The sequence below is a fragment of the Streptomyces sp. NPDC002057 genome (assembly GCF_040296665.1).
Taxonomy (GTDB): Bacteria; Actinomycetota; Actinomycetes; order Streptomycetales; family Streptomycetaceae; genus Streptomyces.
The window spans coordinates 18317-31354 of record NZ_JBEOXR010000078.1; the positions used below are offsets into that span (position 1 = coordinate 18317).

Annotated in this window: 13 protein-coding genes; 7 read left to right on the plus strand and 6 right to left on the minus strand. The window is 73.9% G+C overall.

The annotated features are described in order from the left end of the window. The first annotated feature begins 39 nt into the window (after nucleotides 1–39). A complete protein-coding gene (locus tag ABT129_RS35625; protein WP_351909985.1) occupies nucleotides 40–735 on the plus strand; it encodes a type 1 glutamine amidotransferase domain-containing protein in 696 nt (231 codons plus the stop codon). A gap of 234 nt (nucleotides 736–969) precedes the next feature. Continuing rightward, nucleotides 970–1920, plus strand: coding sequence for a LysR family transcriptional regulator (locus ABT129_RS35630; protein WP_351909987.1), 951 nt, complete (start codon nucleotides 970–972; stop codon nucleotides 1918–1920). Between the two features lie 60 nt (nucleotides 1921–1980). Here the strand turns inward: ABT129_RS35630 and ABT129_RS35635 are convergent, their stop codons facing one another. Then, complete coding sequence (locus ABT129_RS35635) at nucleotides 1981–3279, minus strand: preprotein translocase subunit SecY (RefSeq protein WP_351909989.1); 1299 nt, start codon at nucleotides 3277–3279, stop codon at nucleotides 1981–1983. 487 nt (nucleotides 3280–3766) lie between these two features. Between ABT129_RS35635 and ABT129_RS35640 the strand changes: the two genes are divergently transcribed. The 3 genes from ABT129_RS35640 (at nucleotide 3767) to ABT129_RS35650 (ending at nucleotide 6781) form a co-directional block, all read left to right on the plus strand. Then, nucleotides 3767–4993: a cytochrome P450 gene (locus ABT129_RS35640; protein WP_351910007.1), complete on the plus strand. Its 1227-nt coding sequence runs from the start codon at nucleotides 3767–3769 to the stop codon at nucleotides 4991–4993. A gap of 3 nt (nucleotides 4994–4996) precedes the next feature. Further along, nucleotides 4997–5212: a ferredoxin gene (locus tag ABT129_RS35645; RefSeq protein WP_351909991.1), complete on the plus strand. Its 216-nt coding sequence runs from the start codon at nucleotides 4997–4999 to the stop codon at nucleotides 5210–5212. Between the two features lie 180 nt (nucleotides 5213–5392). After that, nucleotides 5393–6781, plus strand: coding sequence for a (2,3-dihydroxybenzoyl)adenylate synthase (locus tag ABT129_RS35650; RefSeq protein ID WP_351909993.1), 1389 nt, complete (start codon nucleotides 5393–5395; stop codon nucleotides 6779–6781). Between the two features lie 13 nt (nucleotides 6782–6794). On the opposite strand, the gene ABT129_RS35655 is transcribed toward ABT129_RS35650, so the two are convergent. After that, a complete protein-coding gene (locus ABT129_RS35655; protein WP_351909995.1) occupies nucleotides 6795–7562 on the minus strand; it encodes an SDR family NAD(P)-dependent oxidoreductase in 768 nt (255 codons plus the stop codon). Nucleotides 7563–7696: 134 nt separating this feature from the next. Beyond that, entirely contained in the window at nucleotides 7697–8620 is a 924-nt protein-coding gene (locus tag ABT129_RS35660; RefSeq protein WP_351909997.1) for an NADP-dependent oxidoreductase, read from the minus strand. Nucleotides 8621–8769: 149 nt separating this feature from the next. Here ABT129_RS35660 and ABT129_RS35665 point away from each other — a divergent pair, with 149 nt between their 5' ends. Further along, a complete protein-coding gene (locus tag ABT129_RS35665) occupies nucleotides 8770–9804 on the plus strand; it encodes a GlxA family transcriptional regulator (RefSeq protein ID WP_351909999.1) in 1035 nt (344 codons plus the stop codon). A 78-nt stretch (nucleotides 9805–9882) separates the two neighbouring features. On the opposite strand, the gene ABT129_RS35670 is transcribed toward ABT129_RS35665, so the two are convergent. Both ABT129_RS35670 and ABT129_RS35675 read right to left on the minus strand, forming a co-directional pair. Next, complete coding sequence (locus tag ABT129_RS35670) at nucleotides 9883–10314, minus strand: subtilase-type protease inhibitor (RefSeq protein WP_351910001.1); 432 nt, start codon at nucleotides 10312–10314, stop codon at nucleotides 9883–9885. Between the two features lie 438 nt (nucleotides 10315–10752). After that, nucleotides 10753–11856, minus strand: a complete 1104-nt coding sequence (locus ABT129_RS35675; RefSeq protein ID WP_351910003.1) for a PP2C family protein-serine/threonine phosphatase — start codon at nucleotides 11854–11856, stop codon at nucleotides 10753–10755. Between the two features lie 226 nt (nucleotides 11857–12082). Here ABT129_RS35675 and ABT129_RS35680 point away from each other — a divergent pair, with 226 nt between their 5' ends. After that, on the plus strand, nucleotides 12083–12691 hold the full coding sequence (locus ABT129_RS35680; RefSeq protein WP_351910005.1) for an SGNH/GDSL hydrolase family protein: 609 nt from the start codon (nucleotides 12083–12085) through the stop codon (nucleotides 12689–12691). Between the two features lie 176 nt (nucleotides 12692–12867). Here the strand turns inward: ABT129_RS35680 and ABT129_RS35685 are convergent, their stop codons facing one another. Beyond that, complete coding sequence (locus ABT129_RS35685) at nucleotides 12868–13038, minus strand: DUF4394 domain-containing protein (protein WP_351910009.1); 171 nt, start codon at nucleotides 13036–13038, stop codon at nucleotides 12868–12870.

The following is a 13038-nucleotide window of genomic DNA, read 5'->3' on the forward strand; positions in this document are numbered from 1 at the left end:
CGGGCCGGACCCTGGCCCGTACCTCCCGGGAGACCCCACATGCCCAAGATCCTTTTCGTGATGACCGGCGCCGACGTCTGGACCCTGGCCGACGGTACGAAGCACCCGACCGGCTTCTGGGCCGAGGAGGCCGCCGCCCCGTACGAGGCGTTCACGGCCGCCGGGTACGAGGTCGTCGTCGCCACCCCCGGCGGTGTCGTCCCCACCGTCGACCGGAGCAGCCTCGCCCCCGAGTTCAACGGCGGCCAGGAGGGCGCGGGCAAGGTCGCCGCCACGCTCGCCTCGATGAGCGAGGTCCAGCGGCCCCTCCGCCTGGAGGACGTGGACCTGGCCGACTACGCGGCCGTGTTCTACCCGGGCGGCCACGGCCCCATGGAGGACCTCGCCGTGGACACGACGTCCGGCGCGCTGCTGGTCGACGCCCTGGACTCGGGGAAGCCGCTGGCCGTGGTCTGCCACGGTCCGGCCGCGCTCCTCGCCGCGACGGACGCCGACGGCAAGAACGCCTTCGCCGGCTACCGGGTCGCCGCCTTCACCAACGAGGAGGAGACCCAGTCCGGCTTCGCCGACAAGGCGAAGTGGCTCCTGGAGAGCCGCCTCGTCGAGGCCGGCGTCGACGTCCAGGTCGGCGAGCCGTGGGTGCCGAACGTGGTCGTCGACCGCAACCTGATCACCGGCCAGAACCCCGCCTCCTCCGCCCCGCTCGCCGCCCAGGTCCTGAAGACCCTCGGCTGACGACACCACCCGCCGGGCGCCCCGCACACCCTGAGGCCGCGGTGCGCCCGGCACCCGGCGACGCGGCCGGCCCGGCCCCGTCCGCCGCCCCCGTCCGCCCTCGTCCGCCCTCGTACGCCGTCGTCCGCCCTCGTCCGACCCCGCCCGGTCCGACCCCGGCCGGACCGGCTCCGCCCCGTACGGCCCAACGTGACTCCGCCCCAGTCGGCCATAGGGAACAAGTAGGCTTCCCGCGTGAGGCATACGGATCCTGATGGCCGGCCCGGCGGAGCACGGCCCGGCGCGGCGCCCCCGGCGGACCTGAACCTGCTGCGCACCTTCCTCGCGGTCTACCGCTCCGGTTCGTTCACCGCCGCCGCCGGGCTCCTGGGCCTGTCGCAGCCCACGGTGACCACCCAGATCCGCGCCCTGGAGCGGCACACCGGGCGGGAGCTCTTCGAACGCCTGCCGCGCGGAGTCGCCCCGACCGCCGTCGCCCACGACCTCGCGAGCCGTGTCGCCACCCCGCTCGACGCGCTCGCCGCCGCGACCGGCCACGAGACCGCTCCCCACCAGCGCTCCGCCCCCGTGCACCTGGCGGGCCCCGCCGAACTTCTCTGCACCCGCGTCCTGCCGGCCCTGGCCCCGCTGGCGGCCGAAGGAGTGCGGCTGCGTGTCACTCCGGGCCTCACCGAGCCGCTCCTCGACGAACTCCGCGCCGGCCGCCACGACATGGCGATCGCGACCTTCCGGCCGCGCGGGCGCGCCCTGGTGGCCGTACCGCTGATGGACGAGGAGTTCGTGCTGGTCGCCGCCCCGTCCTGGGCCGGCAGGGTCACGGAGCGGCTGGCCGGGGAGGGAGCGGCGGCGCTGCACACCGTGCCCCTGGTCACGTACGCGGAGGACCTGCCGATAGCCCGCCGCTACTGGCGTCATGTCTTCGGCGCCCGGCTGTCCTGCCCCGCCGCCGTCACCGTCCCCGACCTGCGCGGTGTCCTGGCCGCGGTCACCGCCGGCGCGGGATTCACCGTGCTGCCGCGCTACCTCTGCGAGGCCGAACTGGCCTCGGGCGCCCTCGTCCTCCTCCACCACCCGGACGATCCGCCCATCAACACGGCCTACCTCGTGCAGCGCCCGGGGCGCGCCGCCAACCCCGACGTCACCCGCGTCCGGGACCTGCTGATCGAGGCGGGGCGGGGGTGGTGACGCCAGGAGCGGCCACGGGGTCCGTACGACCGGCTCCGCCGGGGGCGGGGCCGGTGGGTGTCAGCGGAGGAGCGGCGCGTAGGTGTGCAGCGCGGCCCGGGACTCCAACTGCTTCGCGGCCGGGAGCGCGGTCCCCACGGCGGTGCTCGCGACGATCAGCAGGGTCGTCGCGCTGAGGGCGAAGCGGTCGGCGGGCGCGTCGAGCGCGGTGAGCGCCACCACGGGCATCAGGGCGACGACCGTCATGCAGAGAGCGGCGGGCAGACCGATCCGCGACTGGACGTGGCCGATGTACTCGGCGGTCGACCGGCCCATCCGGACTCCGGGGATGAACAGGCCCGACCGTTCCAGGCGCTGCGCCAGGTCGACGGCGCCGGGTTCGATGCCCGCGCGGAGCCAGGCGTGCGCGAAGACCACCAGGACGTACGCGGGCAGGAGCCAGGGCCCCACCGGCCCGGGGACGAGGAGCAGGAGCGACGCCGGGATCATCACGGCGAACCCGCCCTGACCTCCCCTGACGGGCACGTACGTCGGGGTGGGTCCCAAGGCGCGGCGGCCGATCATCCGCTTGGCCTGCTGGAGGGGGATGCGCCGTTCCCCCTGCACCACGGTGACGACCACCCCCGTCATGAGCACGAGGGCGAGGACGACGACGAGCACGACGAGCGCGCCCCGGCCGCCGCCGACCTCCCGGGCCGCGCCCGCGACCTGGTCGGGGACCACCGCGGCGAGTTGGGCCAGGAAGAGCACCGAAAGCCCGTCGCCGACCCCGCGGGACCTGATCAGGCCGCTCAGCAGGAGAACGACCGTCGTGCCCGCCGCCATGCAGGCCACCAGGGCGACCGCCACGAGCGGACCGTCCGCGCCGTCGTACAGCGGGCCCTGGTCCCCGGGGGCGCAGACGCCGGTGAGCGGGACGCATCCGCCGTCCCCCGCCGCGGCCACCACCACCGCGCCGCACACCACGGTCAGGAGGACCGCGAGCGCCCGGGTCAGGCGCGCCACGGCGGCGGCACCCGCGTCGCCGGCCGCGGCGAGGAGCCGTACGCGGGAAACCAGCGAGCCGACGAGCCCCATGGCCAGACGGGCGGCGAAGAAGGGCGCGATCCCGAACGTGAGCACGGAGAGGTGCCCGAGTCCGTCGCCGGTCATCAGCTCGACGAGCCCGTACAGGCGCTGCCCTCCCCCGTCGTGATCCCCCGCCGATGCCTCGGCATCCGTCGGCGCACCGACCCGCACCCCCGGCAGGGGCAGGGTCTGCCCCAGCCGGAAGAGCGCGACGGCGAGCAGTGTCCAGAGCAACCTCTTGCGCAGCGCGGGTACGCGCAGCGCGGGTACGCGCAGCACTCGTGCGAGCATGACCGACTCCCCCGTCCGTCCCACTGCCACGGGGCCGACCTCCGCCCCCACCGAACGCTCGCCGCTGTTGGACACGGAGTCAACTCCCTTACAGGGACGTGACGAAGGAGAGGCGAGGAGTTCGGTCCGTGTTCACGGGTCCGCCACCGACCCGGCGCCGGCACGGGAGGGGGCCGACCGGGGCGTACGACGGCGCTCCCGCCCGGGCCCGCTCCTCATCCCCGCCCCGCCGGCCGGGCGGCCGAAAGGCGCCACATGGCGCCATGGGCACTTGCCATGGCGCCACGACGCTGCCACCATGGCCCCATGGACCCGACGCCCCGCGTCGATCCCGTCCGCCATGCGTACCTGGCAGCGTCAGGCTCCGAGCCCGCCCCACTCCGGGACGTCATCGGCGCCACGGATGGCGCCACGCTCGGCGGACCGGGACGGCTGCGAGGGCGGCACGGTCGTCGTACGCGACACGTCACTCTCCTCGGAGGACACCATGCAGCACACCCCGTCACCCCGTCCCGGGACCGGCGAGCCCGTCACGTTACCCACCGAGCGGGCCGCCGGCTGCCCCTTCGACCCGCCCTCCGGACTGGCGGAGCTGCGGGAGGAACGGCCGCTGGCCCGGATGACCTACCCCGACGGGCACGTCGGCCACCTGGCCACCGGCTACTCCACGGTCCGCGCGATCATGGGGGACAGCCGCTTCAGCTCGCGGTACGAGCTGCTGCACTACCCCTTCCCCGGCGGCCCCGAGGGCCCCCTCCCGCCCGCGCCCGCCGGTGACATGACCGGGATGGACGCACCGGAGCACACCCGCTTCCGGCGGCTCCTCACCGGCAGGTTCACCGTCCGCAGGATGCGGCAGCTCTCCGACCGCGTCACGGAGACCACCACCGAGCACCTGGACGCGATGGAGCGCGGCGGCCCCGGTGCCGACCTGGTCGAGGCCTTCGCCCGGCCGATCCCCGCCCTGATCATCTGCGAGCTGCTCGGTGTGCCCTACGCCGACCGCGCGCGCTTCCAGGACCACGCCCACACCCTCATGTCCACGGACGTGACGCCGGAGGTGCAGCAGGCCGCCTTCGCCGCATTCCTGTCGTACATGGCCGAGTTGGTCGCCACCAAGCGCGCCGCACCCGCCGACGACCTGCTCGGCGACCTGGCCCGGGACTCCGACCTCACCGACGAGGAACTGATCGGCGTCGGGGGCTTCCTGCTGGCCGCCGGGCTCGACACCACCACCAACATGATCGCCCACGGTACGTTCGCGCTCCTCTCCCACCCGGAGCAGGCCGAGGCCCTGCGGACGGACCCCGACCTCGCTCCCCAGGCCGTCGAGGAGCTGACGCGCTACCTGACCGTCGCCCCCACCGTGGTGAAGTCCGCCCTGGAGGACGTCGAACTGGACGGGCATCCGATCAGGGCGGGCGAGACCGTCACCCTCTCCCTGGAGGCCGCCAACCGGGACCCGGAGCGGTTCCCCGACCCCGACGTCCTCGACCTGCGCCGCAAGGCCACCGGTCACCTCGGCTTCGGACACGGCATCCACCAGTGCCTCGGCCAGCAACTGGCCCGCGTCCAGATGACGGTGGCCCTGCCCGCGCTGCTGAGGCGGTTCCCCACGCTGCGCCTCGCCGTGCCGGCCGAGGAGATCCCGCTGCGCACGCGGATGAACGTCTACGGCGTGCACCGGCTGCCCGTCACCTGGGACGAGGGCTGATCCATGGACGTCCGCATCGACCGCGACCGGTGCCTCGGCGCCGGGATGTGCGCCCTGACCGCCCCGCGCGTCTTCGACCAGGACGACGACGAGGGCCTGGTCGTACTGCTCGACGCCCGGCCGCCGCGGGAGCAGCGGGCGGCGGTGCGTGTCGCCGCCGGTGTCTGCCCGGGGTCGGTCATCACGCTCACGGAGCGGGGCCCCTCCCCGGCGTCGTGACGGTGACTCCCCTGGTCAGCCGTGTCCCTTGGACGTTCCGCCGACCCGATCGCGCGGCGCTGGTCGGGACGGCGCCTTGCGGGGCGCGGAGTCGGCGGATTTGACTGCCCGGATGAGGACCGCGCCCTCCGCGACCGCCGGTCCGGGCACGGGCGCGGGACCGGGTGCGGAAGGACGTACATGACATCCCTGCTCGACGGCTGTACCCCCTGGCCCGAGGAGTTCGTCGACCGCTACTGGGCGGCGGGGCACTGGCGCGGCAACACCCTGGACAACCTGCTGCGCGGCTGGGCCCTGGACCACGGGCCCCGGACGGCGCTCGTCCACGGCGACACCCGCGTCACGTACGCGGCGCTGAACCGACGGGTGGACCGCATGGCGGCGGGATTCCGGCTGCGCGAACTCCGGTCCGGACACCGGGTCGTCGTCCAGCTGCCGAACGTCCCCGAGTTCGTCGTCACCGTGTTCGCGCTGATGCGGGCCGGCCTGGTGCCCGTACTCTGCCCGGTCTCGCTCCGCACGCCCGGGGTCTCCCACGTCGTGCGGGTCAGCCAGGCCGTCGGCTACGTCGGCCCGTCGGAGCACAAGGGCTTCGACCACGCGGCGATGGCCAGGGGGATCGCCGCCGGAGGGCCTTTCCTGCGGCGGGTGTTCACCCTAGAGGAGCCGGGCGCCTCGTCCCCGTACGGCGGATTCACCGCCGACACCTCCGGGTGCCTCTCCTTCCCGCTGGGCTCCGTCGACTCCCCGCCCGGGCCGACGCTCGCGCAGAGCGCCGACCAGGTGGCCCTGCTGCTGCTCTCCGGCGGCACGACGGCCGCGCCCCGGCTCGTTCCGCGCACCCACAACGACTACTCCTATCAAGTGCGGGCCGCCGCCGAGCTGGTGTCGCTCACCCAGGACGACGTGTACCTCTCCGCGCTGCCCGCCGAGTCCCCCCTCGCCCTCGGCTGCCCCGGCATCGTCGGCACCCTCTCCGTCGGCGGCACCGTGGTCCTGGCCGAGGACCCGTCACCCGCCGGGTGCCTGCGGACCGTCGCCCGCGAGCGGGTCACCTTGACCTCCGTGACGCCGACCGTCGCCGAGCGCTGGCTCGACGCCCTGCCCACGGCCGGGGCCGACGTGGACAGTCTGCGGCTCGTCCAGATCGGCGGCGCGCCGGTGCCCCGGGCTACGGCCGAACGGATCGGCGCCGAACTGGGCTGTCGCCCGCAGCAGGTCCACGGCGCGCCCGAGGGGCTGCTGACGCTCACCCGGCCCGGTGACCCGGACGAGACCGTGTTCACCACCCAGGGCCGCCCCCTCTCGCCCGACGACGAGATCCGCCTCGTCGGCGCCGGCGGCGAGGACGTGCCCGATGGAGAACCCGGCGAACTCCTCGTCCGCGGCCCGTACACCCCGCGCGGCTACTACCGGGCGCCCGACCACGACGCGCGCGCCTTCACCGCCGACGGCTATCTCCGCACCGGCGACCTCGTACGGCGCACCCCGGACGGCGATCTGGTGGTGACCGGCCGGCTCGGGGACGCCTCCCGCCGGCCCGAGTACGAGGACCGGTCCGGCGCCTGACGGGCGGAGGACCTCAACTCCGGAGGTACGAAGCTCCGTTGAGGTCGAGAATCGTGCCGGACGACCACTCCGCCGCCGGAGAGGCGAACCAGAGCACCGCCGCCGCGATCTCGGCGGGCCCGGCCACCCGGCCGAAGGGGCTCTGGGAGCGGATCGCGGCGCCCTCGGGCCCCTCCAGCCGGGGCGAGACGCGTTCCGTGGCGAAGAAGCCGGGTGCCACCGAGGCGACGGCGATCCGGTACGGGGCGAGCGAGACCGCCAGCGACTGGCCGAGCGCGTGGACGGCGGCCTTGGTCGCGCCGTAGGCCGGGTGGTCGGGCTCGCCCCGGAAGGCGCCCCGGGAGCCGATGTTGACGATCCGGCCGCCCGAACCCTGGTCGATCATCCGCCGCGCCGCGAGATGGCTCAGGTTCGCGGTGGCCAGCAGGTTCACGGACACATGGCGCTGCCACACCTCCACCCACTCGTCGTACGGGGTCTCGGCGAGTGGGTGGCGGAGGTTCACGGCGGCGTTGTTGACCAGTACGTCGATCCCGCCGAACGCCTCGGCGACCGCGTCGACCACGGCCACGGCCGCCTCGGGGTCCGCGAGGTCCCCTCCGATCAGGGTGTGCCCCGTCCCGTCGAGGGAGTCCAGCGTGGCGCGGGCGTCCTCGGCACGCGATCCGTAGTGGACGGCGACCCGGTCGCCGTTCGCGGCGAAGGCCTGGGCGACCGCCCGACCCAAGCCCCTGGAGGCGCCGCTGACGAGGACGCGGCGGCCTGATGCGGGCAGGTTCATGCGGGTGCCTTCCGTAGGAGTACGTACCGCCAGGCATTCTGTACCCCGGCCGCCGTGCCCCTGGGCACCGTGGCACCGGGCGCCGTGGCACTGGCCCGCAGTGTCCCTGGGCGCCGTGTCCGTCGGGCCCCGGATCAGACGACCGTGAGGACGATCTTCCCCGTGGTGCGGCCCTGCTCCCCGATCGCGTGGGCCTTCGCCGCTTCGGCGAGCGGCAGCACGAGGTCGACCACCGGCCTCAGCCTTCCGTCCTCCACCAGGGCCGCGATCTCACGCAGGCCCAGGTGGTCGGGTTCGACCAGGACCCAGGCCGCCCGCACACCGTCCGGAGCGGCGGGGACGTCGTCCGGGCCCGGCAGGGTGATCAGCCTGCCGCCGTCGCGGAGGACCTTCAGGGAACGCTCGGCCGTCTCCCCTCCGAGGGCGTCCAGCACGACGTCCACCTCGGAGACGACGTCCTCGAAGCGGGCCTCGCGGTAGTCGACCGTCTCGTCCGCGCCGAGCTCCCGCACGAGGTCGTGCTTGGCGGCGCTCGCGGTGCCGATGACGTACGCCCCGCGGGCCTTGGCGATCTGTACGGCGAGATGTCCGACCCCACCCGCGGCGGCGTGCACCAGCACCCGCTCCCCGGGGCGGACGTCGGCGGTGTCGACGAGGGCCTGCCAGGCGGTGAGCGCGGCCAGCGGCAGCGCGGCGGCCTCCACATGGGTCAGGGAGGCGGGCTTGGGGGCGAGGTGGCGGGCCGGGGCCACCACGTACTCGGCGTATCCGCCGGCCTGCCGGGGGAACAGCGGCATGCCGAAGACCTCGTCGCCGGGCCGGAAGATCCCCACGCCGGGGCCCACCGCCTCCACCGTGCCGGACACGTCCCAGCCGACGGCCGGGACGGCGCCCCACTCGATGAGGGCCCCACCGGCCCGGGTCTTCCAGTCCACCGGGTTCACTCCGGCCGCGTGGACCCGCACCAGGACCTCGTTGAGGCCGGGCTCGGGGCGCTCCACGTCGCGCTCGACCAGGTTCTCGGGTCCGCCCCACTGCTCCACGACCACCGCACGCATGCTGTCCGCCTCGATTCCTTCTCGTTCCGCACGCCCCCGGAACCCTTCCGGCGGCGACGGGTCCACGATCCGGTACCCGGGTCCCATACGGTGTTGGCTGCCTGGCCAGTATGTGTCAGGATCTGGCCAGGAGCGGAAAGGGTGGCCGGATGCCGGAGAACGAGCGGGAAAAGAAGCGGGCGACACCGCACCGGGTCGCCGTGCTCGCGCTGCCCGGGGTGCCTCCCTTCGAACTCGGCATCCCCTCAAGGGTGTTCGGCAGCGCCCAGGACGCGGACGGCCACCCCCTGTACGAGGTCACGATCTGCACGGCCGACGGCTCCCCCGTACTCAGCGACGCGGGCTTCACCGTGCAGCCCGCGGCCGGCCCCGAGGCCCTCGCCGCCGCGGACACCGTGGTCGTGCCGCCGACGCACGCCATGCCCGAACTCGGCCGGGGCGGCCCGCTGCCGCCTGAGGTCGCCGCCGCCATCGCCGGCATCCGGCCGGGCACCCGCCTGGTGTCCATCTGCACGGGTTCCTACGTCATCGCCGCCGCCGGTCTCCTCGACGGCCGGCCGGCCACCACCCACTGGAACCTGGCCCCCGAGTTCCGCAGGGCCTTCCCCCGGGTCAAGGTCGACGAGGACGTCCTGTTCGTGGACGACGGAGACGTCCTGACCTCCGCGGGCGTCGCGGCGGGTGTCGACCTGTGCCTGCACATGATCCGCCGCGACCACGGCGCCGCGGCCGCGAACCGCGCCGCCCGCATGTGTGTCGTGCCTCCGTGGCGGGACGGCGGGCAGGCGCAGTTCATCGACCGGCCCGTCCCGGAGGTCACCGTGGCCAGCACCACCGCCACCCGGGCCTGGGCCCTGGAACACCTCGCGGAACCGCTCACCCTCGCCCGGCTCGCCGAGCACGCCCGGATGAGCCTGCGGTCCTTCACCCGCCGGTTCCGCGACGAGGCCGGCATGGCCCCCGTGCAGTGGCTCACGGCACAGCGCCTCGAACTGGCCAAGCAACTGCTGGAGACGACCGAGCTCCCCGTCGACCTCGTCGCCCATCGCGCCGGGCTCGGCTCCGGGAACTCCCTGCGCGCGCACATGCGGGCGGCCTTCGGCACCTCTCCCGCCGCCTACCGCCGCGCCTTCGGCACCGGCGCACCGCGCGGCCCGGGAGCGGAGAGGGGACAGCGCGTGTGAAAGGGTGCCCGACCGCGGGGAACGGTCGGGCACCCTGCTCTCCGGGTGCCGGTCAGGGCACGTCCGTCACGCGGACGGTCAGAACGCGAAGGCCGCCCCGCCGTTCAGGGTGACGCCCATGACGCACGTGTTGGCGAAGGTGTACCGCCACGAGGCGCGGGCCCCCTCCCACACTCCGTCCACGGTGACGGTGACCGGGTCGAAGTGCTGCGGACACATGCGGTCCGGGTTCGGGGAGGCCAGCAGCCCGTCGAAGGTGCCGCCCAGGGAGGTCGCCCTGAGTTCGGCACAGGCGGCTTCGGGGGCGGGGTGCGTTCCCTCGGCGGTCGGCGCGCAGCTGAGCGTGACCGCGCGCATGACGGTGGCCGAGCTCGCGTCGGCGCCCTCGCCGATGCTCAGCACGACGGCGGAGGGCGCGTACAGGCTGTCGGTCCCGGCTTCCGCGACCCCGGAGGTGGCGGCGACACAGAGGAGAGCGGATGCGGAGACCGCAGCGAAACGGCGAAACACGAGGGGCACTCACTTTCGATTCGAAGAGTTGAAGCGGCATCTACCTTCCGATCACCGCCTCGATTGCGCTTCGGAGTGTGTCTGACACGAAGAGCAACCGCACCTTCGCCGTCGCTATCCGGACACAGACGCCCGCATGCCGGTGATCGAAAGAATGTTCAGCAGGTCAGGACCGCCATTCGTGACCCCGGACCGCCCGCCGCACCCCTCCCTCTCGGGCGCCAGGGTGGCTGTCGGCCTGGCCAAGGACACGTCGGGTTTACCGAACGGTCGTTCAGTACGACCGATTAACGATGCTCGCGTCACCGGGTGACGGCCATGGCCGGGCCGATGCCCACCCCGATCCGTAGTCACGCTCCGCGGTCCCGCCGAGCGGGCGCCACGTACGTCCGGACCCGCGCCCCGCGCGGCGCTCGCTCGCGGCGCCGGGCTGTCCCGTCAGTCCGGCCCAGCGGTGTCCAGGGTGAGGATCAGGAGGGAGACGTCGTCCTGGATCTTCGGGGCGAAGCGACTCAGGTCTGCCCAGATCTCGTCGGGCAACCGGTCGAGGCCGACACCGGTCATACGTGCCAGACGCTGGAGGAAGGGGTAGAAGGCACCGGAGGCGTCGCGTGCCTCCAGGACACCGTCCGACGCCAGGAGCAGCGTGTCCCGGGGCAGCAGCGGCACCCTGGCGGTCGTTCCGGGCATGACATCGGCGAGACCCATCCCCAGGGGCGGTCCGGGGTCGAGTTCCAGGGTGCTCACGGCTCCGCCGCGCAGCAGGACCGGCGGCGGGTGGCCGCAGGCCAGGACGCGGACTTCCCGCCCCTGCGGCGCGAAGTCCAGGAGCACGGCCGTGGCGAAGAGCTCCGCGTGCTCCGTCCCCGCCGAGTCGACCACGAGCCTGCGGTCCAGCCGCGCCGCGATCGCCTCCGCGTCCACGTCGTCCAGCACCGCCTCGCGGAACGCCCCCAGGACGGAGGCGACCGTCGCGATGGCCGAGAGACCGTGCCCCTGCACGTCGCCGAGGACCGCCCGCACCCCGCGCGGGCCGGACCGGACGTCGAAGAAGTCGCCTCCCACCAGCGTGCCGCGCTCGGCGGCGCGGTACAGGCTCCCGCAGCGCACGGGCCCGACCCGCCGCCGTACGTCCGGGACGATGGCCCGCTGGGCCGTCTCGGCGACGGTGCGTTCCAGGTCGAGCTGCTCGTCCCGGCGCCCGCGGACGAAGGAGACGAAGACGCTCAAGGTCGCGACGAAGCCGAGGGTGAAGAGGTCGGTGTTGCCGGGCCGGTTCAGATGAAAGAACGGAACGGTCAGCAGAACGATCGTCGAGGCCCCGAGGAAGGCCGTGGCCACCGGTCCGTAGGCCAGGACCGCCAGCGGCGGCACCGCGCCGAGCAGGAAGCCGATGTCCACCGGAACGGAGTCGGTGAGGGAGGCCGCTCCGACCCCGACGAGCAGCAGGACGGGCAGGACCCGCACCCAGCGGGGCGGCGGGGCCCCACGCAGCCAGCTCCGCCGGTACGCACCGGTCGCCGCTCTCCTTGGCTTCACCACACCACAAGGCTCCTATGCCGGAGTGCACCGTGCACTCCAGGCACGCGCCGACCAGTCGACCCGTCGAGCGCTCGGTCCGTGCGGCTTCACGAGGTCGGCGGGGACGCGCATCAGCCGTGGTTCCCATCGGCAAACGCTGTTGTGTCGCGGAACCTCGGCGGGCAGCATGTCCTGCGCACGAGGAACGGCGGCGGGAACGCGCGGCCGCACCAGGAGGAGGAACACGATGATCCAGCTCGCGGACCGACCCATGACCTGGGTCGCGACCGGAGACAGCATCACCCAGGGGGTGCTGCACACCCACGGCGCGCGAGGCTGGGTGGAGCACGTGCACGAGCGGATCCGGTGGCAGTTGCGCCGGCTCACCGACGTCGTGATCAACACCGGTGTCTCCGGCTGGGGCGCGGCCGACGTCCTCTCGGAACACGACCGTCTTGTGGGCCGGTTCGCGCCGGATGTCCTTTCGGTGTCACTGGGCACCAACGACTGCCTGGCCGGCGAGGCCGGGCTCCCCTCGTTCCGCGACGCGATGCGCCGGATCGTCGGGGGCGTGGCGCCGGGGACGCAGGTCATCCTGCACACGCCGGTCCTCGTGAGTGTTTCGGGCCGGGATCGGCGCGCGGCACAGCCCGCGTACTGCCAGGCGGTGCGGGAGCTGGCGAAGGAGACGGGCGCGCTGCTCGTCGACCACGAGGCCCACTGGCTGGAGCACCACGGCTCGGCGGACCCCATCCCCTGGCTCGACGACCCGGCGCACCCCAACGCCGTCGGCCACCTGCACATGGCGAACCACACCCTGAGCACCACCGGCCTCGGCGAACTGGCTTCGCTCTAGGCGGTGTTGTACCCGGCAATCAGGGTCGGCGCGGGCCGTCTTCGCGCGACACGCGCCGGTACCCGGGGTCTTTCGGCGACCAGGGTCTGCTGCGTCCACCGCGTCCGCTCCCCTGCCCCGTGCCTGTGGCGGGGTGGAGGCGGGCCGAGGTCGCCCGCCTCCACGATCCGATTGGTTCAGTTCTGGTTGAGGGGGAGGGCGACGTCGACGACCTGGCGGCCGGAGGGGAAGTCGCCGACCGGGGTGGCCTTTCCGGTGAGGACGTCGACCTTGTAGAAGCGCTGCTTGCCGCCGGTGTTCAGGGCCGCGAAGCCGCGGTTGGAGCCGTTGGAGGCTTCGTAGTAGAT